Source organism: Streptomyces sp. NPDC040622, assembly GCF_055593965.1.
Window position 1 is genome coordinate 146141 of the sequence record NZ_JBVIXD010000009.1, and the last position, 26340, is coordinate 172480.

Below are 26340 nucleotides of genomic sequence, written 5' to 3' on the forward strand. Positions count from 1 at the left end.
CAACGCAGATGTGCGGGCGCGGATCAGCATGGAGAAAGGCGTCACCATGACCTCAGTGCAGGTCGAAGAGCACCACGACGACCACGGCGGCAATGGGGTCGTGCAGGACTCGTCCGGCGAGGGCGAGGGGTACCAGCGCGGGCTCGGAGCCCGGCAGATCCAGATGATCGCGATCGGCGGTGCCATCGGCACCGGCCTGTTCCTCGGCGCGGGCAAGGCCATCCACAAGGCCGGACCGAGCCTCATCCTGGCGTACGCCATCGCGGGCCTCGTCATCTTCTTCATCATGCGGGCCCTCGGCGAGCTCCTCATGTACCGCCCCGTGTCCGGCTCCTTCTCGGAGTACGCACGCGAGTTCATGGGCCCGTTCTTCGGATTCGTCACCGGCTGGACGTACTGGCTCTTCTGGGTCGTCACCGGCATCACCGAAGTCACCGCGGCCGCCCAGTACATGCAGTACTGGACACACGACTCATTCCCGCAATGGGCCTACGCGCTGGTCTTCACCGTCATCCTGTACGGCGCGAACCTCATCTCCGTGAAGCTCTTCGGCGAGCTGGAGTTCTGGTTCTCGATGGTCAAGGTCACCGCCATCATCGGCATGATCCTGATCTGCGTCGGCATCCTCACCGTCGGCTTCTCCGACGCCGGCGACACCGCGTCCGTCACCCACCTGTGGGACCAGGGCGGCTTCTTCCCGAACGGCATCGGCTCCACGCTGATGACCCTGCAGATCGTGATGTTCGCCTTCCTCGCCGTCGAGCTCGTCGGCGTCACCGCGGGCGAGTCCAAGGACCCGAAGACCGTCCTGCCCAAGGCCATCAACACCGTGCCGTGGCGCATCGCCGTCTTCTACGTCGGCGCGCTCATCATGATCCTCTCGGTCGTCCCGTGGACGGAGTTCGTGCCGGGCGTCTCGCCGTTCGTCGCCGCCTTCGACAAGATGGGCCTCGGCGTCGGCGCCGCGATCGTCAACTTCGTCGTCCTGACCGCCGCGCTCTCCTCCTGCAACTCCGGCATGTACTCCACCGGCCGCATGCTGCGCGACCTCGCGATGAACGGCCAGGGCCCGAAGCTCTTCACCAAGCTCACGAAGAACGGCCTGCCGCTGATCGGCACCACGGTCTCCGCCGCGTTCATGCTGGTCGGCGTCTGGATCAACTACCAGTGGCCCGGCGAGGCGTTCAACTACGTCGTCTCCTTCGCGACCATCTCCGGCATGTGGGCCTGGATCATGATCCTGTGCTGCCAGATCCGCTACCGCCGCAAGGCCGACCGGGGCGAGCTGCCCCAGTCCACCTTCCGCGCCCCGGGCGCCCCGTACACCAGCTGGTTCGCGCTCGCCTTCATCGGCATGGTCATCGTGATGATGGGCGTCGACAAGGACGCGCGGATCTCGCTGTACGCCGCCCCGGTCTGGGCCGCGATCCTCACGGTCTCCTACCTGGTCCTCAAGAGCCGCAACCCGCAGGCCGCGGCCTTCAGCAAGCGCAAGGTGAGCGCCGGCAGCACCGGCAGCGCCGACGGCACCGACAGCACCGACAGCGCTGACAGCATCGACAAGGACTGACGACGGCGCTCCCCGGAGCCGCCCCGTCCAGCATGCGGGCCCGCGCGTACCACACTTCGGTACGCGCGGGCCCCTCTGCTTATCCTGGCTGCCATGCTGACCATCACCCAGGCCCTCCACGACCAGATCGTCGCGCACGCGCGCCAGGACCACCCCGACGAGGCCTGCGGCGTGGTCGCGGGCCCCGAGGGCACCGGCCGCCCCGAGCGGTTCATCCCGATGCTGAACGCCGCGCGTTCGCCCACGTTCTACGAGTTCGACTCGGGTGACCTGCTCAAGCTCTACCGCGAGATGGACGACCGCGACGAGGAGCCGGTGATCGTCTACCACTCGCACACGGCGACCGAGGCCTACCCCTCGCGCACCGACATCACGTACGCCAACGAGCCCGGCGCGCACTACGTCCTGGTCTCCACGGCGGACACCGACGACGCGGGCCCCTTCCAGTTCCGCTCGTACCGGATCGTGGACGGGACGGTCACGGAGGAAGACGTGCAGGTCGTCCAGGCATACTGAGCCACGACCCAGAAGGCGGCGGGAGCCAGGAAGCCGGTGCGAACCCGGCACGGTCCCGCCACTGTGACCCCGCCCTTCCCCGAGCTCCCGACTCCGCTCGGGCAGGGGAGACCCCGATCCGGGGCGGGGGAGTCAGGAACTGACCTGCCGCCTTCCTCCACGCAACGCAGGGGACGCGGAAATCCCCTGGAGGAGGCAGCTCAGCCATGTCCCGCCGCCACACCGGCATACGCGCGCTCGCCGCGACCGCCCTGCTCGTCCCGCTCGCCGCGTGCTCCTCCTCGGACTCCGACGCCGGCACCGGGTCCGCGGCCCAGGCCGCCGGATTCCCGTACACCGTCACCAACTGCGGTGTCCGGACGACGTACGACGCACCCCCGAAGCGCGCCGTCACCATGAACCAGCACGCCACCGAAGTGATGCTGGAGCTCGGCCTCAAGGACCGCATCGCAGGGACCGCCTACCTCGACGACCAGGTGCTTCCGCGGTACGAGAAGGCGTACAAGTCCCTCCCCGTGATCGCCGAGGAGTACCCCTCCTACGAGAAGCTGCTCTCCGCCAACCCCGACTTCGTGTACGGCGGCTACGCGAGTGCCTTCCTCGCCGGTGACGGCCGCAGCCGCTCGGCGCTCGCCAAGTCCGGCATCGAGAGCCGCCTCAACGTCGAGGGCTGCGCCGAGCGCCCCGTCTCCATGGACGACGTCTACCGCGAGGTCCGCGAGGTCGGCGCCACCTTCGGGGTGCGGGACCGCGCCGCTGCGTGGGTGAAGGGCGCCCGGCGCGAACTGGCCGCCACCGCCGAGAAGTCCCGGGGCAAGAAGCGGCCGTCCGTCTTCGTCTACGACAGCGGCGACAAGACCGCGTTCACGGCGGGCGGCCGGGGCATCGGCAACGACATCATCGAGCGGGCGGGCGGCCGCAACGTCTTCGGCGACGTGGACAAGTCCTTCAGCGACGCGTCCTGGGAGAAGGTCGTCGAACGCAAGCCCGAGACCATCCTGATCCTCGACTACGGCGCCACCACGGTCGACCAGAAGAAGAAGCGCCTCCTGGACGACCCGGCCCTCCAGGACGTCCCCGCCGTCAAGAACAAGAGCTTCGCGGTCCTGCGTCTTTCGGACGTGGTCACCGGCGTACGAGCACCGGAGGCGGTGAGGAAGCTGGCGGCGCAGCTGTGAGGGCTGTCGAGTCCGGGGGCGGAGGTGTCAGGCCCGTCCGGCGACCGAGGACGGGCCCGAAGGGCGATCGACCGGGCGCACGGGGACGCACGCTGACCGTCCTGACGGTCCTCACGGTCGCCCTCGCGGGAGCGATCGTCGCCGGCCTCGCGCTCGGCTCCGTCCGCATCCCGCCGGGAGACGTCCTCCAGATCCTGTCGGGGAGAGCGGAGCCCTCCCCGTTCCGCACCATCGTCCTGGACGTGCGGCTCCCGAGGGTCATCCTCGGAGCCACCGTCGGCGCCGGACTCGCCGTCATCGGCACCGTCCTGCAGGCGCTGGTCCGCAACCCCCTCGCCGACCCGTTCCTGCTCGGCGTCTCCTCGGGCGCCTCCGTCGGCGCGGTCTGCGCGATCGTGCTCGGCGGCGTCTTCGGTCTCGGCGCGGCCCTGTCGAGCGCCGTCACGATCCCGGCCGCCTCCTTCGCGGGCGCCCTGGTCTCCCTGGTCCTCGTCTACGCCCTCGCCAGGGGAGGTGGCGGCAGCTTCGCCACCGGGCGCCTGATCCTCGCGGGCGTCGCCGTCTCGTACATCCTGACCGCGCTGACCAGCCTCATCCTGGTCACCGCCGACAGCGCGGACCACCTCAAGGAAGTCCTGTACTGGACGCTCGGGGGCCTCGGCAGCGCCCGCTGGGACATGCTCGCCCTGCCCTGCGCCGCCCTCGTCCTCGGCACCGCCCTCCTGATGGCCCTGGCCCGCCCCCTGGACCTGCTGCTCGCGGGGGAGGAGGGTGCCACCGTCCTCGGCCTGGACACCGCACGCTTCCGCGTCACCGTCTTCGTCCTCGCCTCGCTCCTGACCGGCGTCCTGGTCGCCTACAGCGGCGCCATCGGCTTCGTCGGCCTGATGGTGCCGCACGCCGCCCGCATGCTGGTCGGCGCGGCCCACCGCGCGCTGCTGCCGGTCGTGGCGCTGATGGGTGCGGTGTTCCTGGTCGCCGCCGACCTCGCCGCCCGCACGGTCGCCGCCCCGCAGGACATCCCCGTCGGCGTGCTCACCGCGCTGACCGGCGGCCCGTTCTTCCTCTGGCTGCTGCGGCGGCGTACCGAAGGAGTACCGGCATGACCCCGCTCGTCGGCGCGCTGCGCACGGAGGGCCTCTCCTACGACATCGGCGGCAAGCGGCTCCTGGACGCCGTCGGCCTCACCGCCGCCCCCGGCGAGACCGTCGGCGTCGTCGGCCCCAACGGCAGCGGCAAGACGACCCTGCTCCGCTGCGTGTACGGCACGCTGCGCCCCACCGGCGGCCGGGCCCTCCTGGACGGCGACGACCTGCACGCGATGACCGCGAAGGCGCGGGCCCGGCGCCTGGCCACCGTTCCTCAGGACGGCCAGGCCGCCTTCGAGCTGACCGTCCGGCAGGTGGTCGCGATGGGCCGCTCCCCGCACAAACGGTTCTGGGAGGCGGACACCGCGGCCGACGAGGACCTGGTCACCGCGGCGCTCGCCCGGGTCGGCGTCCAGGAACTGGCCGACCGCACCTTCCCCTCGCTCTCCGGCGGCGAGCGCCAGCGCGCGCTGGTGGCCCGTGCCCTGGTCCAGGAGCCCACCCTCGTCGTCCTGGACGAGCCCACCAACCACCTCGACATCCGCTACCAGCTGGAGATCCTCTCCTTCGTACGGGACTTGGGCACCACGAACCTCCTGGCCCTGCACGACCTGAACCTGGCCGCGTACTACTGCGACCGCCTCTACGTCCTCGACGGCGGCCGCGTCGTCGCCTCCGGGGCGCCGAAGGAAGTCCTCACGGCGGAGCTCCTCGCCACTGTGTACGGCGTCACAGCGGAGGTCGGCGTCCATCCGCTGACCGGCGCCCCGACCGTCGTCTATCTGCCGCCGACCGCATCCTGAACGGAAACCGTCCACCAGCTGAGATCACATTCCGGGATCCGGACCGGGAATCGATACGATGACCGCATGGTTCCCCATGACGTGAGCGAAGAGACGCCGAGCGCACCCCTGCTGCTCGTCGCGCGCCTGCACGTCGACCTGTGCCGCCTCGCCAGCGCGATCTGTTCCCGCTGACCGTTTTGCCGCACGGCCGCGGGCCGCGGCGCCGCACCCACGTACGCCCGCGCACCCTCGCAAGCACCGCACCGTCGCGCGCCCACCACCTGCACTTCTCGACTCCCGACAGGAGCCCTCAGCATGGCCATCGAGGTCCGCATCCCGACCATCCTCCGCACCTACACCGACGGCGAGAAGGCCGTCCAGGGCAGTGGAGAGACCCTCGCCGAGCTCTTCACCGACCTCGACTCGCGCCACGCGGGCATCGCCGAGCGCATCGTCGACGACGGCAAGCTGCGCCGCTTCGTGAACGTGTACCTGAACGACGAGGACGTCCGCTTCCTCGACGGCATCTCCACGAAGCTCGCCGACGGCGACAGCGTCACGATCCTGCCGGCCGTCGCCGGCGGCATGGTCTAGGCCCGATCCCGGATGCCTCGCTACGACTCCCCGCTCGCCGCGGTCGGCAACACCCCGCTCGTCCGCCTGCCGCGGCTCGCGGAGCTCCACCTCTCCGACGACGTCCGCATCTGGGCCAAGCTGGAGGACCGCAACCCGACCGGCTCCGTCAAGGACCGGCCGGCCCTCCACATGGTCGAACAGGCCGAGAAGGACGGCCGGTTGACGCCGGGCTGCACGATCCTGGAGCCGACCTCGGGCAACACCGGCATCTCGCTCGCCATGGCGGCCAGGCTCAAGGGCTACCGCATCGTGTGCGTGATGCCGGAGAACACCTCGCAGGAGCGGCGCGACCTGCTCGCCATGTGGGGCGCCGAGATCGTCTTCTCACCGGCCGCGGGCGGCTCCAACACCGCCGTCCGCGTCGCCAAGGAGCTGGCCGCCGAGCACCCGGACTGGGTCATGCTCTACCAGTACGGCAACCCCGACAACGCGGGCGCCCACTACGCCACGACCGGCCCGGAGATCCTCACCGACCTCCCCTCGGTCACCCACTTCGTGGCGGGTCTCGGCACCACCGGCACGCTCATGGGCGTCGGCCGCTACCTGCGCGAGCAGAAGCCCGACGTCAAGATCGTCGCCGCCGAGCCGCGCTACGACGACCTCGTCTACGGCCTGCGCAACCTCGACGAGGGCTTCGTCCCCGAGCTGTACGACGCCTCGGTCCTCACCACCCGCTTCTCCGTCGGCTCGGCCGACGCCGTCACGCGCACCCGTGAACTCCTCAAGGAGGAGGGCATCTTCGCCGGCGTCTCCACGGGCGCCGCGCTGCACGCGGCGATCGGCGTCGGCAAGAAGGCGGTCAAGGCGGGCGAGAGCGCCGACATCGTCTTCGTCGTCGCCGACGGCGGCTGGAAGTACCTGTCGACGGGCGTCTACACGGCGGCCACGACGGAAGAGGCGATCGAGACGCTGCAGGGGCAGTTGTGGGCCTGAGCAAGCACTGAGCGATGGCCGGAGGGGCGGGGCGACCCAGCCCCTCCGGCGGGTGCGGGGCGGGGTCCGGGGCGAGCCCCGGAAGACGTCAGCCCGCCAGGTACCGCACCTGATCCCACAGCACCGGATCCACCGCGCCCGCCCTGCGCCGGAACTCCCCGAGGGGCACGTCCCGCAGCTCGTCCGTCTCCAGGAAACTCGCCCGCCCCTCCGCGTCGCCCACGGTGCCGGGAGGCAGCGGAATCACTCCGGTCCGCTCGCCGCGGTACTTGCTGGTGATCTTCGCGACGAGGGCGCTCCCACCTTGTACCGCGAGGACCAGACAGGGCCTGTCCTTGCCGCCGGGACCGTCCTCGTAGGGCACCCGCGCCCACCAGATCTCCGCGGGGCGCGGCGCGGGATGCCGCCCGCGCGGACCCCGCGGCGGCCGGGTCCTGCCCGGCGGCCGCGTACTCCGCTTCCTGGGCCCGCGACCCCAGCCGTCCACCAGGGTGACGACCAGTGCGAGCACCACGACGGCGGCCAGCGCGAGCCACCACGACGTGTCCATAGGCACGACGGTACCGGCGCACCGCGCGCGCCGCCCGCTGCTTCCCCACCGCCCCCACGCGCCCCCCGAACCGGTGACACCGCAGGTGAGTTCCCCCACAACGGCCCGCGACGGAGGAGCGACCAGCCCTTTTGCGCCTTACGCTCGACGGACCGCACACTCCCCAGCTCTCCCGTCAGCGCGGAGGTTCCAGCTTCATGAAGCTCACCGTCGTCGGCTGCTCGGGCTCGTTTCCGTCCGCGGACTCGGCCTGCTCGAGCTACCTCGTAGAGGCCGACGGCTTCCGGTTGCTGCTCGACATGGGCAACGGCGCCCTCGGCGAGCTGCAGCGCCACATCGGTCTGTACGACCTCGACGCGGTCTTCCTCAGCCACCTGCACGCCGATCACTGCATCGACATGTGCGCGTACTTCGTGGCCCGCTACTACCGGCACGAGGGCGGCCGCTGCGCCCCCATCCCGGTCTTCGGCCCCGAGGGCACCGAGCAGCGCCTGACGACCGCGTACGCCGACACGCCCTCCGCCTCCTCGATGAGTGAGGTCTTCGACTTCCACACGGTCAAGCCGGGCTCCTTCGACATCGGCCCGTTCGCCGTGCGCACCGAGAAGGTGCGCCACCCCGTCGAGGCGTACGCCATCCGCGTCGAGCACGACGGCAGGTCCCTCACGTACTCCGGGGACACCGGGCCCTGCGAGGCCCTGGACGAACTCGCCGCGGGCACCGACCTGTTCCTGTGCGAGGCCGCCTTCACGCACGGCAAGGAGAGCATCCCCGACCTGCACCTGAACGGCCGCGAGGCGGGCGAGGCCGCCCGGCACGCGGGCGCGGGAAGGCTGCTGCTCACGCACATCCCGCCGTGGACGGACCCCCAGGTGAACCTCGCGGACGCGCGCGCCGCCTACGAGGGCCCCACGGCCCTCGCGGCGGCCGGTGCGACGTACGAGATCTGAGGCCGGGCGCCGCCGCCCCGCCTCACACCCCCAGGATGCGGGAGAGCCCGTAGTCGAAGCGCTCGTCGAACGAGGTGTCCTCGAAGTACGCGGCGGCTCGGGACAGTGAGGGGTAGGCGCCCGTGTCCAGCCGTCGTGCGAAGGCCGGACCCATCGCGTCGGGAAGCGCCTGCTCCTCCTGGGCCAGTCCCAGGGCGAAGTAGACGAGGCTCCAGCCGGTCCAGACCGCCTCGCGCTCGGTGAGCCCGCCGGCCAGCAGCGCCTCGGTCATCAGGTCGGCGAAGCGGAGCGTGGCGGGCTCGGCGGCGTACGTACCGGCCACGATCCTGGCCCCGTCCCGGTGGGCCAGCAGGGCGCGGCGGTAGCGGTGGAGCAGTTCGCGGACCCGTGGTTCCCAGGGCCCGGGCAGCCCGTCCACCGAAGCCCCGGCCACGATCGCGTCCGCCATCAGCTCCGACAGCCGCGCCTTCGTCTTCGCGTGCCAGAGCACCGTGTTCATCCGGACGCCGAGCCGGTCCGCGATGCCGCGGATCGAGAGCCCGTCCGCGCCCTTCTCCTCCAGCAGTTCCAGGGCCGCTCGCACCACCGTCGCGGGGTCGAGCGGGGTCCGGGCGAGATCCTCCGCTTGCTTCTTGGTCACCGACCTAGTCTACTGGGCGCACCCCGTCTTGGTCACTGACCAAGACATTCCTGAGGAGCTGCCATGGAGCACGAGCACGTAGTCATCGCGGGAGGCGGCCCCACCGGGCTGTGGCTGGCCGCCGAACTCCGGCTGGGCGGGACGTCCGTGACCGTCCTGGAAAGCCGCCGCGAGCGGGACCCCCACTCCAAGGCCCTCACCCTCCATCCGCGCACCCTGGAGGCCCTGGCCACCCGGGGCGTGCTGGCCCCCTTCCTCGCGGAGGGGCGGCGCATCCCCAGCGGCCACTTCGGCGGGCTCGACGACCGGATGGACTTCGGGGTCCTCGACACCCCCTGCCCCTTCACGCTCGCCCTGCCGCAGGCCCGCACCGAGGAGCTGCTGGAGGAGCACGCGCACGCGGCCGGAGCCACGATCCGGCGCGGACACCACATCACCGGACTCACCCAGGACGAAGACGGGGTGAGCGTCCGGGCCACCGGCCCCGACGGCCCGTACGCACTGCGCGCCGACTACCTCGTCGGCTGCGACGGCACCCGAAGCACCGTGCGGGAGGCGGCGGGCATCGACTTCCCCGGCGACGACGCCACCACCTGGGGCTTCCTGGGAGACGTCGTCCTGGACGACCCGCCGGGCGAACCGGTGCTCGCCGTGTCAGGCCCGACCGGCGGCGTCATGATCGTCCCGCTGCCGGGCGGCATCCACCGCATCGTCGGCGGCGACCCGGACAGCACCGGCGCCGGCCACCCCGGCGAACTCACCCTCGACGTGCTGCGCGCCAAGGTGACCCGGATCGCCGGCAGCGACTTCGGCATGCGTGACCCGAGCTGGCTCTCCCGGTTCGGCAACGCCACCCGCCAGGCCGCCGCGTACCGCAGGGGCCGCGTCCTCCTCGCGGGCGACGCGGCCCACATGCACTACCCGGCCGGCGGCGTGGGCCTCAACGTCGGCGTCCAGGACGCCATGAACCTCGGCTGGAAACTGGCCGCCACCGTGGCGGGCACCGCCCCCGCAGGGCTCCTGGACAGCTACCACGCCGAACGCCACCCGGTCGGCGCCGACCTGTTGCGCAGCACCCGCGCCCAGACGGCACTGATGAACGACTACTCGGCGGAGGGCCAGGACCTGCGCGCGCTCCTGAGCCAACTCATCGCCACCGTGCCCGAGTTCTCCCGGAGCCTGGCCGAGCGGCTCTCCGCACTGGCCGTCACCTACCCGGGCCCCGCACACCACCACCCCCTGACCGGTCACCGCGCACCCAACCTCGAACTCCGGGACGGCACGGACCTCTTCACGCTGCTCCGGACCGGCCGCCACGTCCTGCTGCACTTCACCGGCACCCCGGCACCGCCCGCCGCCTCGCACATCGTCACGCACACGGCACCCCGGCCCGACCCGCGCCCCGCCTGGTCCGCCGTGCGTGCCGCGCTCATCCGCCCCGACGGCCACGTCGCCTGGGCGAGCGAACAGGCCGACGCCGAAGCGCTGCGGACCGAGGCACACGCGGCGGTGTCCGCGACCCACCGCTGACCGGGACGCCGTCGGTACGGGTGAGGACAGGCCTAGGCCCTGCGGTGCCCGCGGCCGCCCAGCGCCATCCGGTTCCACGTGTGGCGGCGGCCGCGGATCGCCACCGAGTAGTCGTACATGACCTCCGGGTCGCACATCCCGGGCAGGAACGAGTCACCGAAGTGGTGGGCGTCGATGCCCACCTCCTTCGCGGTCAGCGCCAGTTGGGGCACGACGTTCGCGTGGCTGCCCTCCTGGCTGGTGCCGATCGCGCCCATCACCACCGCGCCCGCGTCCTGCACGGCCGCCACCGCCTCGGCGGCCAGCTCCCTGGTGACGCCGGGCAGCGTGCCCGGCAGCGGCAGCACCACGCCGTCGGCGCCCGCGTCCACCAGCGACGTCAGCCGCTCCACCGTGACCCGCTCCGGGTGGCCCGCGTGGTGCATCTTGCCGCTCCACAGCGCCACGTCGTCGCCGAGCCCGGCGCGCAGCTCCTCGGTGACCCGCGCGAGCCCCGCGTAGGACCCGCCCGTGCCCGGGTTCGCCGTCAGGCAGAGCATCGCCGCGCCCATGTCGATCAGCCGCTTGGCGTACTCGGGCTTGGCGCGGCGGATCTCGGGGACGTCGCCGGGTTCCAGGTTGATGCCGACGGGGCGTCCGATGTACGCGGCGAGGTCGGTGATGGAGGTGAAGGTGCCGAGGCCCGGCAGGTCGAGGCGCTCGCCGTCCCAGGCGCGCTCGATGAGGTTCAGTACGACGATGTCGGCACCGAAGGCCGCGACGAGCTCGGCGTTGTGCACGCCGGGCTGACCCGGCATCGGAATCAGCGCGGCGCGGTCGGCGAACACCTCGGCGATCATCGTGCGGCCCTCGGCGGCGGCCACGGAGGCAGTCAGGGCGCGGCCGCGCAGGGCGGCGAGGCCCTCGCGGTCGAGGTCGAGGATGCGGGGGGTCTGCTGGTCGTTCTTGTCGCTCATGTCTTCGACCGTATGCCCCGGACCATGACAAAGCCCCTCGCCGTTGGTACCAACGGCGAGGGGCTTACGTCCCCGGATGCGGGGAGTCGCTACGGGGCGGGGCTACTTGCCCTCGACCTTCTGGAGCTCGGCGATCTCCTCGTCGGACTCGCGGCCCGGCGTCGGGAGGTTGAACTTGGTGATCGCGAAGCGGAAGACCACGTAGTAGACCGCCGCGAAGCAGAGGCCGACCAGGGCCAGGCCGATCGGCTTGGCCGCCGCGTTGAAGTTCAGCGCGTAGTCGATGAAGCCCGCCGAGAAGCCGAAGCCGTCCTTCATGCCGAGCGCCCAGGTCAGGGCCATGGAGACACCGGTGAGCACCGCGTGGATCGCGTACAGGACCGGCGCGATGAACATGAAGGTGAACTCGATGGGCTCGGTGATGCCCGTGACGAACGCGGTGAGCGCGAGCGAGAACATCATGCCGCCGACGATCTTGCGGCGCTCGGGGCGGGCGCAGTGCGTGATGGCGAGGCAGGCCGCGGGGAGCGCGAACATCATGATCGGGAAGAAGCCGGTCATGAACTGTCCGGCGGTCGGGTCACCGGCGAGGAAGCGCGGGATGTCGCCGTGGGCGCCGTTGTAGTCGCCCGCCTGCCACCACGGGAAGGAGTTCAGGAGGTGGTGCATGCCGATCGGGATGAGCGCGCGGTTGGCGACACCGAAGATGCCGGCGCCGACGGAGCCCGAACCGACGAGCCACTCGCCGAAGTTGTGCAGACCGGTGCCGAGGACCGGCCAGATGAGACCGAAGACGATGCCGATGATCAGGCCCGCGAAGGACGAGAGGATCGGGACCAGACGGCGGCCGCCGAAGAAGCCCGCCCAGTCGGGGAGCTTGGTGCGGTAGAACTTCTGGTACAGCAGGGCCACGACGATGCCCATGACGACACCGCCGAGCACACCGGCGTTGACCGGGGCCGCCTCCATGACGACCTTGCCGTCGACGGGGGTGGGGACCTTCGGCAGGTTGTCGTCGGTGAAGGTGCCGAGGACCTTCTGGAAGACGAGGTAGCCGGCGACGGCCGCGAGGCCGGTGGAGCCGTCGGACTTCTTGGCGAAGCCGATCGCGATGCCGACGCAGAACAGGAGCGCGATGTTGTCGATGATCGCGCCGCCGCCGGCCGCCATGTAGCCGGCGATCTTGGTTATCCAGGTCGGGAAGGAGTCCCGGCCCAGCATGTCGTCGGCGCCGAGCCGCACGAGGAGCGCTGCCGCGGGCATCACGGCGACCGGCAGCATGAGGCTGCGGCCGATGCGCTGCAGCACAGCCATCACGCCGGAGCCCTTTTTCTTGTCGGCCGCGGGGGCGGCACTGGCCGTGGACACAACTTCCTCCAGTGGGCAAGGCGCCGCCTGGGGACATGGAAGTGGGGGACGGCGGCGTCTCCGGGGGACGCGGCGAGAAGGCCGCGTGGTCTACACCAATTAGTGGTGTAGACCTGTTGTAGCACGGTGAAGGACACATAAGGAACCCGCGATTCCTGTGGGCTGGGCCATATCCGTAAATGACAGGCCAAAGGCCCCCGGAACCGAGGTCCGAGGGCCTTGTGGAGAGGGTGCGGGAGCCTCCCCGCGCGGGGAGTTACGCCTTGGTCTGCTCCCTGTCCAAGGCCTCCGACTCCTCCTCCGGTTCACGTCCCGGAGTCGCCAGATCGAACTTCGTGATGACGAAGCGGAAGAGGAAGTAGTAGACGACGGCGAAGCACAGGCCGATCGGAATGATCATCCATGGCTTGGTCGCGAGACTCCAGTTGATGACGTAGTCGATCAGCCCCGCGGAGAAACTGAAGCCGTCCTTGACACCCAGCGCCCACGTCACCGCCATCGAGACACCGGTGAGCACCGCGTGGATCGCGTACAGCACCGGCGCGATGAACAGGAACGAGTACTCCAGCGGTTCGGTGATGCCCGTGACGAACGACGTCAGACCGACCGAGAGCATCAGGCCGCCGACCACCTTGCGCCGCTCCGGACGCGCGCAGTGCGTGATCGCCAGGGCCGCCGCGGGCAGCGCGAACATCATGATCGGGAAGAAGCCCGAGGTGAACTGGCCCGCCGTCGGGTCGCCCGCGAGGAACCGGTTGATGTCACCGTGCACGACCGTGCCGTCCGGCTTGGTGAAGTCGCCGAACTGGAACCACACGAACGTGTTCAGGAACTGGTGCAGGCCCACCGTGAGCAGTGCGCGGTTGGCCACGCCGAAGATGCCCGAGCCCAGCCAGCCCAGATCCACCAGCCACTTGGAGAAGCTGGTCAGCGCGTCACCGATGGGCGGCCAGATCCAGACGCAGATCCCGGCGAAGACCAGGCCGACGAAGGCCATCATGATCGGCACGAGCCGGCGGCCGTTGAAGAAGCCGAGCCAGTCGACCAGCTTCACGCGGTGGTAGCGCTGCCAGAACCAGGCGGCCAGCAGACCCATCACGATGCCGCCGAAGACCCCTGGATTCTGGTACGCGGCCTGCGCGACCGTCCCGTCCTCCGCCACGCACACCCCGCTCCACATGCCCGCGCCGCCGAACACGGTGTCCTGCGGGCAGTCGTCGGGGAAGGCCCGCAGCACCGCGTAGTAGACGAGGAATCCCGCGACCGCGGCGAGCGCCGTGGAGCCGTCCGACTTCTTCGCCATGCCGATCGCGACACCGATGCAGAACAGCAGCGGCAGGCCGAGCGTGGAGTCGAGCAGCGAACCGCCCGCCGCGGCGAAGACCTTGGCGACGTTCGTCCAGCCCAGGCCGTCGTCGCCGAACACGTCGGGCTGGCCGAGCCGGTTCAGGATGCCGGCGGCGGGCAGGACCGCGATGGGCAGCTGGAGGCTGCGGCCCATCTTCTGGAGGCCCTGGAAAAGGCCGTTCCACCACTTCTTCTGCGGCACCGCGGCGGCTGCGGAACTCATCGGCGTCCCTCCCGGAACAAGCCAGGTTTGGCGGTCGTTGAAAACTGGTGTAGACCAGTTGCGGAACGGGTGGAGTGCCGCCCGATGAGGGACGACACCTTGATCGTCATCATTGGGCACGACTGACGTAACCGCCCGCGAAGATGGTCCAACCGTGCGTTACCGTGACAAAGCGGTCATACGGCGTGCTGAGGCCGCGTCCTTTGAAAGCAGGGAGAAACACATGGCCAGCAAGGCTGAGAAGATCGTTGCCGGGCTCGGCGGCATCGACAACATCGAAGAGGTCGAAGGCTGCATCACCCGCCTGCGCACCGAGGTCAAGGACCCGGCGCTGGTCGACGACGCCGCCCTCAAGGCCGCCGGCGCCCACGGCGTCGTCAAGATGGGCACCGCCGTCCAGGTCGTCATCGGCACCGACGCCGACCCGATCGCCGCGGACATCGAAGACATGATGTGAGTCCCCGGACTCACCGGTGAGGGCCCCTCCCCGCACGGGGAGGGGCCCTCACCCATGTCCCGGCACGGGGAAGACCATGTCCCGGCACCGGGAAAACCCATGTCCCGGCACGGGCGGGGCCTCTGTCCCGGCACGGGCAGGGCCGCTGTCCCGGCACGGGAAAGCCCTCACCCAGGTCCCGATAGGCTCGACCGCATGTCCTCAACGCCCCGCCTCGACGGCCGCACCCCCGAACAGCTCCGCCCGATCACCATCGAACGCGGCTGGAGCAAGCACGCAGAGGGCTCCGTCCTCATCTCCTTCGGCGACACCAAGGTCTTCTGCACCGCCTCCGTCACCGAAGGCGTCCCGCGCTGGCGCAAGGGCAGCGGCGAAGGCTGGGTCACCGCCGAATACTCCATGCTGCCCCGCGCCACCAACACCCGCGGCGACCGCGAAGCCGTCCGAGGCAAGATCGGCGGCCGCACCCACGAGATCAGCCGCCTCATCGGCCGCTCGCTGCGCGCCGTCGTCGACTACAAGGCCCTCGGCGAGAACACCATCGTCCTGGACTGCGACGTCCTCCAGGCCGACGGCGGCACCCGCACCGCCGCCATCACCGGCGCCTACGTCGCCCTCGCCGACGCCGTCGCCTGGGCCCAGGGCAAGAAGCTCGTCAAGCACGGCCGCACCCCCCTCACCGACACCGTCAGCGCCGTCTCCGTCGGCATCGTCGGCGGCGCGCCCCTCCTCGACCTCTGCTACGAGGAGGACGTCAGGGCCGACACCGACATGAACGTCGTCTGCACCGGCGACGGCCGCTTCGTCGAGGTCCAGGGCACCGCCGAGGCCGAGCCCTTCGCCCGCAAGGAGCTCAACGCGCTCCTCGACCTCGCCGTCGGCGGCTGCGAGGACCTCGCCACGCTGCAGCGCGAGGCCCTGGCCGCCACGCGCTAGCGTCCGACGGGGGGCCCGGCCCCGCATCGGCCCGGCCCCGGCCGCCACCGATCGGCCCGGGATCCGTCACGCAAGCAACCAACAACCCCCCGCAGGGCGTTGTTACGAGTACGGACGCGCGGGCAAAGCCGCGCGTCCGGCAACACCCTGGGGAGGGACCGAACCATGGCCGCGCGCCACCGCCGTATCGTCACCGCCGTCGCCACCGCACTCGTCGTCGTCCCGGCCGGCATCGGCCTCGTCGGCTGCGACGCCGTCTCGAAGGCCCTGGACTGCGTCCAGACCGCGGACACGATCGCCGACAGCGTCACCGACCTGCAGCAGGCCGTCGAGAACGCCGGCGACAACCCGGCCGAGGCGGACCGCGCCCTCGACGACATCGGCAAGAACCTCGACAAGATCGGCGACAAGACCGACAACACCGACGTCAACAAGGCCGTCGACGACCTCGACAAGGCCGTCGGCAACGTCCGCCGGTCCATCAAGAACGGCGACTCCACCCCGGATGTCAGCCCCGTCACGGACGCGGCGGGCGAACTGACGAAGGTCTGCACGCCCTGACGGGGGGTCGCGGGCCCGCGCCGACGACCGCGGTCCTCCTCCCGGGATACTGGGAGGCATGACCCGCCTCATCCTCGCCACCCGCAACGCCGGCAAGATCACGGAACTGCGGGCGATCCTCGCCGACGCAGGTCTGGCCCACGACCTCGTCGGCGCGGACGCCTACCCCGAGATCCCCGACGTCAAGGAAACCGGCGTCACCTTCGCTGAGAACGCCCTCCTCAAGGCCCACGCCCTGGCCCGCGCCACGGGCCTGCCCGCCGTCGCCGACGACTCCGGCCTCTGCGTCGACGTCCTCGGCGGCGCCCCCGGCATCTTCTCCGCCCGCTGGGCCGGCCGCCACGGGGACGACCGCGCCAACCTGGACCTGCTCCTGGCCCAGCTCGGCGACATCTCCGCCGAACACCGCGCGGCCCACTTCGCCTGCGCGGCGGCCCTCGCCCTCCCCGACGGCACGGAACGCGTCGTCGAGGGCCGCCTCCCCGGCACGCTGCGCACCGCCCCCTCCGGCACGGGCGGCTTCGGCTACGACCCGGTCCTCCAGCCGGACGGCGAGACGCGCACGTGCGCGGAGCTGACCCCGGCCGAGAAGAACGCGATCAGCCATCGCGGCAAGGCGTTCCGGGCGTTGGTGCCGGTGGTGCGGGAGTTGGTGGGCTGAGAGAGCGCACAAGAATGGCCTGCGATCGCATCGTCGATTCGCAGGCCATTTCCGGTGCGGCGGAAGGGATTCGAACCCTCAAGCCCGATCAAGGGCCACAGATCCTAAGTCTGCTGCGTCGCCACTGCGCCACCGCCGCTAGCTGCCTGTCATGGTACCGGGCGGGCGGAACGCAGCGATCGGGGGATTCGGTGCAGGAGTCGCTCTCCGACCTCCCCTGCACCAGGTACTGGTGACCGCATGGCAGTTGGGGCACAGCAGCCGCAGATTCCCGTGCCGGTCGTCGCGCCAGTCCCCGCTGATGTGATCGACCTCCAGGGTCATGGGTTTCCCGAGCCACTCGGGCGGGGTTCCGCACGCGTCGCAGACCTCGGGGACGCCGGCCTCGGACAGCGCTCGGCGGAGCAGGACGGTGCGCGTGCGGCGCGGTCCGTGGTGCTTCACCAGGATGTCCTCCGCGCGTCTCACTGGAGTGGTCCCCGGCCTGCCCCGTTGATGGGACTGCCCGAGGAAGTGCGCTACGGGCAGCTCGTCCTGCTCGATCCAGCGGCTCAGCGCGGCCCGGCGGCTGCTGTTGTCCGGGAACCCCAGCCTTCGTAGCGTCTCCGCCAGGGACGACGACGCGGCCACGGCCGCGCGCAGCACGCGGGGCTCCGGCCGCGCGATGCGCAGGCGTCCGCTCACGACCCGGCTCCCGCACGGCGGGCCTTGCGCCTGCCCCGGTACGAGTCCGTTGCCGCATGGCAGTTGGGGCAGAGCAGGCGCAGGTTGCCCGGCCGGTTGTTCCGCCAGTTCCCGTCGACGTGGTCCACCTCCAGGGGCAGCGGGCGCCCCCGCCAGAGTGGTTCCGTGCCGCACGACGCGCACTGCTCGGGGATGCCGAGGGTGAGCAAGGCACGCTTGAGCCGGTCCGGGTGTTCTCGCCTTCTGTCCCTCGCATCGTGCTCGACGAGGACCTCGTCGAGCGTCCGCCGTCGCCGGTCGGCCTGGTGGCGGCCGGAGCGCGTGGTGAAGTGAGAGGTGTCGAGGCCGTAGTCCTTGATCCTGCGGCTGATGTTGGTGTGGTGCCCGCCCACGACTTCGAGGCCGAGGCGGCGGAGTACGTCGTTCACCGAGGTGGACGCCGCCACGGTGGGAGCCAGCACCTCCCTGGTCCACCGGGTTCCCTCCCGTACGAAGTGCGACGTGTCCACCCCCAGCTTTCTCATCCGCTCGCCGAGGTAGCGCCGCGTCGGACTCTTGGGGTCCACCCCGAGCTTCCCCAGCGCCTCGGACAACGTCCGTGACGAACCGGCCGCCTCCTCAAGGCGCTCCCTGGTGTACGGACTGACCGCCATGTCCCCCCTCCCTTCCCGGCCACGCGTTCGCAGCCCCGCACAGACCAACGAACCGACAATCGGATCGTCACGTCCGAAATGCGGAACGGCCCGCCCCATTTGCTGGGGCGGGCCGTTCCGGGAGTGGGCGGGGGAGGGAGGGGGTCAGAACTTCGGGGTCGGGGCCTGGGACTCGACCATTTCCGCCGCCTCCTCCTTCGTCTCCACGGAGGGCGGCGAGCCCGACAGCGGCTTCTGGGCCGTCTCCTTCATGCAGGCCACCGCGATGACGCCGACGAGCGCCGCGGCCATCGAGTAGTACGCCGGGATCATGTCCGTGCCCGTGAGGCTGATCAGGGACGTGATGACCAGGGGGGCCGTGCCGCCGAAGAGGGAGGCGGAGATGTTGTAGCCGACGGACAGGGAGCCGTAGCGGACCGAGGTGGGGAAGAGGGCGGGGAGCGTCGCCGACATCGTGCCGAGGAGGCAGACCAGGGAGAGGCCGAGGAGGAGCATGCCGCCGGAGACCGCGACCAGGCTGCCCTGCTTGATCAGGAGGAAGGCCGGGATGGAGAGGACCAGGAAGCTGACCATGCCGGTCATCAGGAGCGGCTTGCGGCCGAAGCGGTCGGAGAGTTTGCCGACCTGCGTGATGATCAGCATGAGGACGATCATCGTGCCGATGAGGATCAGAAGGCCGTGGGAGTCGTCGTAGCCGAGCTCGTCGGAGAGGTAGGTCGGCATGTACGACAGGAGCATGTAGTCGGTGACGTTGTACGCGCCGACCAGCGCGATGCACAGGACCAGCGTCGGCCAGTGGTCGCGGAAGATCTTCGCCAGGTCGCCCTTGGCCGTCGACTCGACGGTGGACGCGCCCTCGGACGCCGAGTGGAAGGTGGCGTCCTCCATCTTCTGGAACGCGGGCGTCTCGTCGAGCTTGAGCCGCAGGTAGAGGCCGACGAGGCCGAGCGGGCCCGCGACGAGGAAGGGGATGCGCCAGCCCCAGGACTCCATGGAGTCGGAGCCGAGCGCGGAGTTCAGGATGAGGACGAGGCCCGCCGCGCCGGTGTAGCCGGCGAGGGTGCCCATCTCCAGGAAGCTGCCGAAGAAGCCGCGGCGCTTGTCGGGGGCGTACTCGGCGATGAAGGTGGACGCGCCGCCGTACTCGCCGCCCGTGGAGAAGCCCTGGACGAGGCGGAAGAAGATCAGCAGGACGGGGGCCCAGAAGCCGATCGTGGCGTAGGACGGGATCAGGCCGATGGCGAGCGTGCCGATCGCCATCATGATCATCGTGAGTGCGAGGACCTTCTTTCGGCCGATCTTGTCACCCATCGGGCCGAAGACCATGCCGCCGATGGGGCGCACGAGGAAGGACACCGCGAAGGTGGCGAAGGACGAGATCAGCTGAGCCGTGTCGTTCCCTGAAGGGAAGAAGACGTGGCCGATGGTTACGGCCAGATAGCTGTAGATGCCGAAGTCGAACCATTCCATGGCGTTGCCGAGAGAGGCGGCTTTGACGGCTCTCTTGACCGCGGCTTCGTCCGTGACGGTGATGTCCGTGCGGCGCAGAGGCGGGTTCTTGCGGCGTTTCACGGCCCTGAACAAGGTCCGGTGACGCTTCACTGCCTCGGCGTCGGCCTCGGCCTCGGTCGCTTCGTGGGCCGCCATGGAGTCGTTCCTTTCATTCTTCGTACAAGTTCCCCTGAGATCACTTGCTCGAAGATGGCCGATGCAAACGAACGCCCCCCGTCAGGGGGGGCGTTCGTCACAGTGCGGCGGAACGGGCCGGGTGGCGGAAGAGGCCGGCAGGCCTCAGACGCCGAGGTCCCGGATGATCTTGGCCACGTGGCCGGTGGCCTTCACGTTGTAGAACGCGTGCTCGACCTTGCCCTGCTCGTCGACCACCACGGTGGAGCGGATCACGCCGGTCACCGTCTTGCCGTAGAGCTTCTTCTCGCCGAAGGCGCCGTACGCCTCCAGGGTCTCCTTGGAGGGGTCGCCGACCAGCGTGACCTTGAGGTTCTCCTGCTCGCGGAACTTCGCGAGCTTCTCCGGCTTGTCCGGGGACACGCCGATGACGTCGTACCCGGCGGCGGCGAGCACGTCGAGGTTGTCCGTGAAGTCGCAGGCCTGCTTGGTGCAGCCGGGGGTCAGGGCGGCGGGGTAGAAGTACACGATGACCTTGCGGCCCTTGTGGTCGGCCAGCGAGACGTCCTTGCCGTCGGCGTCGGGCAGGGTGAAGGCGGGGGCGGTGTCGCCGGGCTGCAGTCGCTCGCTCATGGGCGGTCTCCTCGTACGGGGTGCTGCGCGAAGGGTGTGGTGACGAGTCGAGCGTAATAGGGGTGCCGTGGGGTGCGGCGCGCGTGAAGCTGACAGACTGTGGGACACAGGATCACTCAGCTACGACCACGGAGGCAGCGCGGTGTCGGATGCCAGGACCCCTGCGCAGATCGAGGCGGACATCAAGCGCCGGCGCGACCAGCTGGCCGAGACGCTCGACGAGATCGGGGTGCGCGTCCACCCGAAGACGATCGTGGGCGACGCGAAGGCGAAGGTCGCCGCGAGCGTGGACAACACGCTGGGCCGGGCGTACGTAGGGGCGAACCGCTTCGTCTCGGACGTGCGGGGACAGCTGGTCACGGAGGACGGTTCGCCGCGCGTCGAGCGGATCGTGCCGGTCGCCCTGGTGGCCGTGGGGCTGGTGGGGCTGCTCGTGGTGAGCTCGCGGCGGCGCGGCCGCTGAGGCCGCCCGCGCACGGGTATCGACCCGGGAGCCCACGCTCCCGGCCGGGGCAGGTAGGTTCTGGGGCGTGAGCGAGAAGACCCCCCACGACGACAAGCTGCCCATTCGCATGCTGCACGACCGCGTGCTCGTGCGGCAGGACACCAGCGAGGGCGAGCGGCGCTCCGGCGGCGGCATCCTCATCCCCGCGACCGCGGCCGTCGGCCGGCGGCTCGCCTGGGCCGAGGTGGTGGCGGTCGGGCAGAACGTCCGAGCGGTCGAGCCGGGCGACCGGGTCCTGTACGACCCGGAGGACCGCGCCGAGGTCGAGGTGCGCGGAGTGGCCTACGTGCTGATGCGCGAGCGCGACCTGCACGCCGTGGCGGCGGACCGGTTCGAGGGCTCGGAGGACTCGACGGGCCTCTACCTGTAGTGCCTGGGGCCTGTAGTCCCTGGGGCCTGGAGACCCGTAGGCCCGCGGGCCTAGGGGGCCTAGGGGGCCTAGCGGGCCTACAGATATCGAGAAGGAGCTGGTGACCATCGTCACCAGCTCCTTTTGCACGTTCTTTGCTACCTTGGAGTGACCCCGACGAGACGCGCCGTACCGGGATTCCGCAAAGACGACGCACCCCCATCAGGTAACGCGTTCCGCGTTTCTACTCGTCGGAGGTGCCGTCATGGCCTGGGTTCTGTTGATCGTCGCCGGTCTGCTCGAAGTGGGCTGGTCGATCGGGATGAAGTACACGGACGGCTTCACGCGGCTGTGGCCCAGCGTGTTCACGGGCATGGGCATCGTCGCCAGCATGATGCTCCTGTCCCACGCGGCGAAGACGCTGCCCATCGGTACGGCCTACGGCGTGTGGGTCGGCATCGGGGCGGCCGGTGCGGCGGTGCTCGGCATGGTCATCCTGGGTGAGCCGGTGACCGCCGCCCGGATCTTCTTCGTCTGCCTGCTGCTGGTCGCCGTGGTGGGCCTGAAGGCGACCTCCGGCCACTAGCCCCCGAAGGCGGCGGCCAGGGCGGACCGGGCCCGGCGGCCAGGGCGGACCCGGCCCGGCGGTCAGGATGGATCCGCCCGGCGCCCGGCCCACCGCGGCGCTACCCGTCCGTGAGCCCGCCCAGCGCGCCCCCGTCGTCACCGCCGCCGCCACCGTCGGCCGTTCCGCCGGTCTCGGTGCCGCCGCCGGTCGGGCCACCCTGGGCGCCGCCGTCGGTCGGCCCGCCGTTCGCGGTGCCGCCGTCCGCGGTGGTGCCCCCGTCGGCCGTCCCGCCGTTCTGGCCACCCGTCTGGCCGCCGTTCTGCCCGCCGTTTCGGCCACCGGTGTCCTGACCCCCGGTGGTGGTCCCTCCGGTGTCCTGGCCGCCGGTCGGGGTGCCGCCGGTGTCCTGCCCGCCGTCGGTGGTGCCGCCGTTCGTGGTGCCGCCGGTGTCCGGGTCGCCGGTGCCGCCGGTCGTCGGGGCGGGCGGCGGCGCCACCACGTCGGCGCCCTCCTCGAGCTCCAGGTCGAAGTCCTTGACCGGCTCGCCCGCCAGGGCGGCCTTGGTGAACTGCGCCCAGATGCGGGCCGGGTAGGCGCCGCCGTTGATGCGCTGCTCGCCGAGTGCGCCGTACAGCGGGGTGTGGGCGCCGGTGTCCGGGTCCTGGCCCATGACCGCGACGACCGTCGCGAGGTCGGGGGTGTAGCCGGCGAACCAGGCCGCCGTGTCGTTCTCCGCGGTGCCGGTCTTGCCCGCGGCCGGGCGGCCCGCGCCCTGCGCGGCCGTGCCGGTGCCGCCCTGGACGACGCTCTGCAGGATCGAGGTGGTGGTGTCGGCTGCCTCGCGGGTGACGGCCTGCGCGTTCTTCTGCGCGGGCAGCTCGATCTCGTTGCCGTCCCGGGTGATCTTCTCGACGATCGTGTACGTGCCGTGCTTGCCGTGGTTGGCGAGGGTCGCGTACGCCTCGGTCATGTCCAGGACGCTCGCGGTGGACGGGCCGAGCGCGATCGAGGGGGAGGCGGTCAGGTCGGGGGTGCTCTCGGGCACGCCGAGGGCGATCGCGGTGTCCTTGACCTTGTCGGAGCCGACGTCGACGGCCATCTGCGCGTACACCGAGTTCACGGACTTGTCGGTGGCGGTGCTGACGCTGATGTCGCCGTAGTTGACGTGGTCCTCGTTCTCGGGGGCGTACGTCCCGCCGCTCCAGCCCTGCACGGGACGCTTGTCGGTGCCGTCGTAGATGGTGTTCGGGGTGATCGGACGGCCGTCCTGGGTGACGGAGCCGTTCTCCACCGCGGAGGTGAAGACGAACGGCTTGAAAGTTGACCCGACCTGGTAGTCGCGCCGCGTCGCGTTGTTGACGTACTGCTTGGTGTAGTCGATGCCGCCGTACATGGCGACGACCTTGCCGGTGGCCGGATCGATGGAGGCACCGCCCGCGCGCACGTTCCTGTCGACCTTGCGGGCGTCCTTGTCGACCTTGGACATCACCTGGTCCTCGACGGCCTTCTTGAAGGAGTCCTGCCGGTCCTTCTGGAGGGTCGTGGTGATGCGGTAGCCGCCCTTGGCCAGGGTGTCCTCATCGATGATCTTGTTGGCGGTGAGGTAGTCCTCGACGGCCTTGACGACATAGCCGCGCTGCCCGGACAGGCCCGCCGCGCCCTTGGCCTCGTCGGGCACCGGGAACTTCATCTTGGCCCGCGCGGTCTTGCCGAGCCAGCCTTCCGTGACCATCCCGTCCAGGACGTAGTTCCAACGGCCCGCCGCGCGCGGCTTGTTCTCCGGGTGCGTGGCGACGTCGTACGCGTTCGGCGAGTTCAGGAGGGTGGCGAGGTAGGCGCCCTGGCCGACGGAGAGGTCCTGGACGTCCTCGCCGTAGTACGCCTGGGCGGCGGCCTGCACGCCGTACGCGTTGCGGCCGAAGTAGCTGGTGTTCAGGTAGCCCTCGAGGATGTCGTCCTTGCTCACCTCACGGTCCAGCTTGATCGAGATGAAGAACTCCTTCACCTTCCGGGTGACGGTCTGCTCCTGGCCGAGGTAGTAGTTCTTCACGTACTGCTGGGTGATGGTGGAGCCGGACTGCTTGCCCTTGCCGGTGACGGTGTTCCAGGCCGCGCGCAGCATGGCCTTCGGGTCGACCGCGGACTCGCCGTAGAAGTCGCGGTCCTCGGCGGCGAGCACGGCGTGCTGGACGGTGAGCGGGACCTGCTTGAGGGGCACCTTCTCGCGGTTGACCTCGCCGTCCCGGGCGATCTGGGTGCCGTCGGAGTACAGGTAGACGTTGCTCTGCTTGGTCGCCGCGGCGTTCGCCGGCGGGATGTCGACCAGCATGTAGCCCGCCATGAAACCGCCGACGCACAACAGGATGATCAGGATGAACCCGCCGAGGACCATGCGCCAGGTCGGGAAGATCCGCCGCCAGCCCTTGCGCTTGGGGCGCTTGGGCTTCTTGGGCTTCTTGCCGTCCGCGGTCGCGCCCGCCGCCGTCCCCGCCGTCCCCCCGGGCAGGGCCCCGGGCAGGAGCTCGGGGGCGCCCGCGGACGTGCCCTGCGGCTCCCTGGGGGACCAGCGCGGGCGCCGGGCAGGGCGCTGCTGCTGCGGATCGTCGCTCATGTCTTGCGGAACTCCCGGTTAGCGTCGTACGTCCAGTACGCCTCGTACACCCCATTGCACACCGTCGCCACGGGCGTTCGTGACCAGGCTCGCGCCCGGGCGGCGAAAATGCGTGGCACGAACGACCCCGATCGCACTACGCTCCAGCGCTTTGGCCCGATTCGGGACGGTGCCCACGCTGAAAGGGATGCTTGTGCGCGCAGGACGGTTCCGTTTGTACGCGGCCGTCGCCGGTGGAAGCTTCCGCAGGTACGCCACGTACCGGGTGGCGACCGCCGCCGGGGTGTTCACCAACACCGTCTTCGGTCTCATCCTCGCCTACACGTACGTGGCGCTGTGGGACGAGCGGCCCGGCCTCGGCGGCTACGACCAGTCGCAGGCCCTCACCTATGTGTGGCTCGGCCAGGGGCTGCTGACGGCCATGGCGCTGATGGGCGGCGGCTTCGAGGGTGAGTTGATCGAGCGCATCCGCACCGGGGACATCGCCGTGGACCTGTACCGGCCCGCCGACCTGCAGCTGTGGTGGCTGGCCGCCGACCTGGGCCGGGCCGCGTTCCAGCTGCTCGGCCGCGGTGTCGTGCCGATGGCCTTCGGCGCCCTCGTCTTCGACCTGGCGCTGCCCCGCGAGGCGTGGCGGTGGGCGGCGTTCCTGGTGGCCGTCCTGCTCGGCGCGCTGGTCGGCTTCGCCATCCGCTTCCTGGTGGCGCTCTCCGCGTTCTGGCTCCTCGACGGCGCGGGCACCACACAGATGGCGATGCTCGCGGGCACCTTCTTCTCCGGGATGCTGCTCCCGCTGAACGTCTTCCCCGGCGCACTCGGCGAGTTCGCCCGCGCGCTGCCCTGGTCGGCGCTGCTCCAGGCGCCCGCCGACGTGTTCCTGGGCGAGCGGTCCGGAGTCGGGCTGTTGCGGACGTACGCCTTCCAGATCGGCTGGGCGGCGGCGCTCCTGACGGCCGGGCGGCTGCTGCAGGCCGTGGCGACCCGACGGGTGGTGGTCCAAGGTGGCTGACGAGAGCCCGCTGCGCGAAGGGCTGCGCGCCTACCGCCTGATCTCCGCGATGTGGATCCGCTCCCTGATGGCCTACCGCCTGTCGTTCGCGATGACCGCGCTCGGCAACTTCGCGGTGACCGCCTTCGACTTCGTCGCGATCCTCCTGATGTTCTCCCAGGTGGACCGGCTCGGCGGCTACGGGCTGTCCGAGATCGCGTTCCTGTACGGCGCCTCGTGCACCGCGTTCGGGCTCGCCGACCTCGTCATCGGGTCCATGGACCGGCTGGGCAGGCGGGTCAGGGACGGCACGCTCGACACGCTCTTGGTGCGGCCCGCCCCCGTCATCGCGCAGGTCGCCGCCGACCGCTTCGGACTGCACCGGATCGGCCGCGTCACCCAGGGCGCGGTCGTCCTCGGCTACGCGCTGGTGGTCCTGGACATCCACTGGACGCCCCTGAAGGTCCTGATGGTGCCGCTGATGCTGGTGTGCGGCGCGGGCATCTTCGGGGCGGTGTTCGTGATGGGCGGCGCCTTCCAGTTCCTGGCCCAGGACGCCGCCGAGGTGCAGAACGCCTTCACGTACGGCGGCACCACGCTCCTCCAGTACCCGCCGACCGTCTTCGCCAAGGACCTCGTGCGGGGCGTCACCTACGTCCTGCCGCTGGCCTTCGTGAACTGGCTGCCCGGTCTCTACGTCCTGGGGCGGCCCTATCCGCTCGGGCTGCCGACGTGGGTGGCGTTCACACCGCCGCTGGTGGCCGCAGCCCTTCTCGCGCTCGCGGGCCTCGCCTGGCGCGCGGGCCTCCGCTCGTACCGCAGCACAGGGAGCTGAACC

General features: G+C 70.6%; 29 protein-coding genes, 1 tRNA gene and 2 riboswitches. Of the genes, 19 read left to right on the plus strand and 11 right to left on the minus strand.

Annotated elements, in window-relative coordinates:
• Positions 1-46 precede the first annotated feature (46 nt).
• From ACZ592_RS26260 to ACZ592_RS26295, 8 genes are all read left to right on the plus strand, one after another.
• Entirely contained in the window at positions 47-1570 is a 1524-nt protein-coding gene (locus tag ACZ592_RS26260) for an amino acid permease (protein WP_471584095.1), read from the plus strand.
• Between the two features lie 93 nt (positions 1571-1663).
• Positions 1664-2086: a M67 family metallopeptidase gene (locus ACZ592_RS26265; protein WP_471584096.1), complete on the plus strand. Its 423-nt coding sequence runs from the start codon at positions 1664-1666 to the stop codon at positions 2084-2086.
• Between the two features lie 3 nt (positions 2087-2089).
• Positions 2090-2248, plus strand: a riboswitch (cobalamin riboswitch).
• Between the two features lie 44 nt (positions 2249-2292).
• Entirely contained in the window at positions 2293-3264 is a 972-nt protein-coding gene (locus tag ACZ592_RS26270) for an ABC transporter substrate-binding protein (protein WP_471584097.1), read from the plus strand.
• A 92-nt stretch (positions 3265-3356) separates the two neighbouring features.
• Complete coding sequence (locus ACZ592_RS26275; protein ID WP_471584392.1) at positions 3357-4370, plus strand: FecCD family ABC transporter permease; 1014 nt, start codon at positions 3357-3359, stop codon at positions 4368-4370.
• Entirely contained in the window at positions 4367-5155 is a 789-nt protein-coding gene (locus ACZ592_RS26280; protein ID WP_471584098.1) for an ABC transporter ATP-binding protein, read from the plus strand. The genes ACZ592_RS26275 and ACZ592_RS26280 overlap by 4 nt, the downstream gene beginning before the upstream one ends.
• A gap of 66 nt (positions 5156-5221) precedes the next feature.
• Entirely contained in the window at positions 5222-5329 is a 108-nt protein-coding gene (locus ACZ592_RS26285; protein WP_398298238.1) for a putative leader peptide, read from the plus strand.
• A 123-nt stretch (positions 5330-5452) separates the two neighbouring features.
• Positions 5453-5731 (plus strand): MoaD/ThiS family protein, encoded by a 279-nt coding sequence (locus ACZ592_RS26290; RefSeq protein ID WP_471584099.1) that lies wholly within the window; start codon positions 5453-5455, stop codon positions 5729-5731.
• A gap of 12 nt (positions 5732-5743) precedes the next feature.
• Entirely contained in the window at positions 5744-6706 is a 963-nt protein-coding gene (locus ACZ592_RS26295) for a PLP-dependent cysteine synthase family protein (RefSeq protein WP_471584100.1), read from the plus strand.
• An 88-nt stretch (positions 6707-6794) separates the two neighbouring features.
• On the opposite strand, the gene ACZ592_RS26300 is transcribed toward ACZ592_RS26295, so the two are convergent.
• Positions 6795-7256 (minus strand): type II toxin-antitoxin system PemK/MazF family toxin, encoded by a 462-nt coding sequence (locus ACZ592_RS26300; protein ID WP_471584101.1) that lies wholly within the window; start codon positions 7254-7256, stop codon positions 6795-6797.
• A 197-nt stretch (positions 7257-7453) separates the two neighbouring features.
• On the opposite strand from ACZ592_RS26300, the gene ACZ592_RS26305 reads away from it, so the two are divergent.
• Positions 7454-8206 (plus strand): MBL fold metallo-hydrolase, encoded by a 753-nt coding sequence (locus ACZ592_RS26305; RefSeq protein ID WP_471584102.1) that lies wholly within the window; start codon positions 7454-7456, stop codon positions 8204-8206.
• Between the two features lie 22 nt (positions 8207-8228).
• Here ACZ592_RS26305 and ACZ592_RS26310 read toward each other — a convergent pair whose 3' ends face one another.
• The gene (locus ACZ592_RS26310; RefSeq protein WP_471584103.1) at positions 8229-8846 is read right to left on the minus strand and encodes a TetR/AcrR family transcriptional regulator C-terminal domain-containing protein; all 618 of its coding nucleotides are present in this window, start codon (positions 8844-8846) and stop codon (positions 8229-8231) included.
• A gap of 63 nt (positions 8847-8909) precedes the next feature.
• Here ACZ592_RS26310 and ACZ592_RS26315 point away from each other — a divergent pair, with 63 nt between their 5' ends.
• Positions 8910-10376 (plus strand): FAD-dependent monooxygenase, encoded by a 1467-nt coding sequence (locus ACZ592_RS26315; protein ID WP_471584104.1) that lies wholly within the window; start codon positions 8910-8912, stop codon positions 10374-10376.
• Positions 10377-10408: 32 nt separating this feature from the next.
• On the opposite strand, the gene ACZ592_RS26320 is transcribed toward ACZ592_RS26315, so the two are convergent.
• The 3 genes from ACZ592_RS26320 to ACZ592_RS26330 all read right to left on the minus strand — a co-directional run bounded on the left by ACZ592_RS26320 (position 10409) and on the right by ACZ592_RS26330 (position 14270).
• A complete protein-coding gene (locus tag ACZ592_RS26320; RefSeq protein ID WP_471584105.1) occupies positions 10409-11332 on the minus strand; it encodes a DUF7916 family protein in 924 nt (307 codons plus the stop codon).
• Positions 11333-11434: 102 nt separating this feature from the next.
• On the minus strand, positions 11435-12700 hold the full coding sequence (locus ACZ592_RS26325; RefSeq protein WP_471584106.1) for a PTS transporter subunit EIIC: 1266 nt from the start codon (positions 12698-12700) through the stop codon (positions 11435-11437).
• 256 nt (positions 12701-12956) lie between these two features.
• Positions 12957-14270 carry a PTS transporter subunit EIIC gene (locus ACZ592_RS26330; RefSeq protein ID WP_471584107.1) on the minus strand — a complete coding sequence of 438 codons (1314 nt, stop codon included), beginning with the start codon at positions 14268-14270 and terminating at the stop codon, positions 12957-12959.
• Between the two features lie 178 nt (positions 14271-14448).
• Here ACZ592_RS26330 and ACZ592_RS26335 point away from each other — a divergent pair, with 178 nt between their 5' ends.
• The 4 genes from ACZ592_RS26335 to rdgB all read left to right on the plus strand — a co-directional run bounded on the left by ACZ592_RS26335 (position 14449) and on the right by rdgB (position 16885).
• The gene (locus ACZ592_RS26335) at positions 14449-14727 is read left to right on the plus strand and encodes a PTS sugar transporter subunit IIB (protein WP_471584393.1); all 279 of its coding nucleotides are present in this window, start codon (positions 14449-14451) and stop codon (positions 14725-14727) included.
• Between the two features lie 195 nt (positions 14728-14922).
• Complete coding sequence (rph, locus tag ACZ592_RS26340) at positions 14923-15663, plus strand: ribonuclease PH (protein ID WP_471584108.1); 741 nt, start codon at positions 14923-14925, stop codon at positions 15661-15663.
• Positions 15664-15828: 165 nt separating this feature from the next.
• On the plus strand, positions 15829-16224 hold the full coding sequence (locus ACZ592_RS26345) for a hypothetical protein (protein ID WP_471584109.1): 396 nt from the start codon (positions 15829-15831) through the stop codon (positions 16222-16224).
• A 58-nt stretch (positions 16225-16282) separates the two neighbouring features.
• Positions 16283-16885 carry an RdgB/HAM1 family non-canonical purine NTP pyrophosphatase gene (rdgB, locus tag ACZ592_RS26350; protein WP_471584110.1) on the plus strand — a complete coding sequence of 201 codons (603 nt, stop codon included), beginning with the start codon at positions 16283-16285 and terminating at the stop codon, positions 16883-16885.
• Positions 16886-16940: 55 nt separating this feature from the next.
• Here the strand turns inward: rdgB and ACZ592_RS26355 are convergent.
• The 5 genes from ACZ592_RS26355 to bcp all read right to left on the minus strand — a co-directional run bounded on the left by ACZ592_RS26355 (position 16941) and on the right by bcp (position 20481).
• A tRNA-Leu gene (locus ACZ592_RS26355) sits at positions 16941-17024 on the minus strand.
• On the minus strand, positions 17024-17569 hold the full coding sequence (locus ACZ592_RS26360; RefSeq protein ID WP_471584111.1) for an HNH endonuclease signature motif containing protein: 546 nt from the start codon (positions 17567-17569) through the stop codon (positions 17024-17026). The genes ACZ592_RS26355 and ACZ592_RS26360 overlap by 1 nt, the downstream gene beginning before the upstream one ends.
• Entirely contained in the window at positions 17566-18222 is a 657-nt protein-coding gene (locus tag ACZ592_RS26365; protein WP_471584112.1) for an HNH endonuclease signature motif containing protein, read from the minus strand. Before ACZ592_RS26365 ends, ACZ592_RS26360 begins: the two co-directional genes overlap by 4 nt.
• Positions 18223-18366: 144 nt before the next feature.
• Positions 18367-19869 (minus strand): glycine betaine/L-proline transporter ProP, encoded by a 1503-nt coding sequence (proP, locus tag ACZ592_RS26370; protein WP_471584113.1) that lies wholly within the window; start codon positions 19867-19869, stop codon positions 18367-18369.
• Between the two features lie 144 nt (positions 19870-20013).
• Positions 20014-20481: a thioredoxin-dependent thiol peroxidase gene (gene bcp / locus ACZ592_RS26375; protein WP_223774844.1), complete on the minus strand. Its 468-nt coding sequence runs from the start codon at positions 20479-20481 to the stop codon at positions 20014-20016.
• 142 nt (positions 20482-20623) lie between these two features.
• Here bcp and ACZ592_RS26380 point away from each other — a divergent pair, with 142 nt between their 5' ends.
• The 3 genes from ACZ592_RS26380 (at position 20624) to ACZ592_RS26390 (ending at position 21921) form a co-directional block, all read left to right on the plus strand.
• Complete coding sequence (locus ACZ592_RS26380) at positions 20624-20944, plus strand: DUF3618 domain-containing protein (protein WP_471584114.1); 321 nt, start codon at positions 20624-20626, stop codon at positions 20942-20944.
• A 67-nt stretch (positions 20945-21011) separates the two neighbouring features.
• Positions 21012-21356: a GroES family chaperonin gene (locus ACZ592_RS26385; RefSeq protein WP_471584115.1), complete on the plus strand. Its 345-nt coding sequence runs from the start codon at positions 21012-21014 to the stop codon at positions 21354-21356.
• A 131-nt stretch (positions 21357-21487) separates the two neighbouring features.
• Positions 21488-21553, plus strand: a riboswitch (guanidine-III (ykkC-III) riboswitch).
• Positions 21554-21600: 47 nt separating this feature from the next.
• Entirely contained in the window at positions 21601-21921 is a 321-nt protein-coding gene (locus ACZ592_RS26390; RefSeq protein WP_471584116.1) for a DMT family transporter, read from the plus strand.
• A gap of 100 nt (positions 21922-22021) precedes the next feature.
• On the opposite strand, the gene ACZ592_RS26395 is transcribed toward ACZ592_RS26390, so the two are convergent.
• Positions 22022-24514, minus strand: coding sequence for a transglycosylase domain-containing protein (locus tag ACZ592_RS26395; protein WP_471584117.1), 2493 nt, complete (start codon positions 24512-24514; stop codon positions 22022-22024).
• Between the two features lie 187 nt (positions 24515-24701).
• Here ACZ592_RS26395 and ACZ592_RS26400 point away from each other — a divergent pair, with 187 nt between their 5' ends.
• Both ACZ592_RS26400 and ACZ592_RS26405 read left to right on the plus strand, forming a co-directional pair.
• Positions 24702-25523: an ABC transporter permease gene (locus ACZ592_RS26400; RefSeq protein WP_471584118.1), complete on the plus strand. Its 822-nt coding sequence runs from the start codon at positions 24702-24704 to the stop codon at positions 25521-25523.
• Positions 25516-26337: an ABC transporter permease gene (locus ACZ592_RS26405; RefSeq protein WP_471584119.1), complete on the plus strand. Its 822-nt coding sequence runs from the start codon at positions 25516-25518 to the stop codon at positions 26335-26337. Before ACZ592_RS26400 ends, ACZ592_RS26405 begins: the two co-directional genes overlap by 8 nt.
• The last annotated feature ends 3 nt before the right edge of the window (positions 26338-26340 follow it).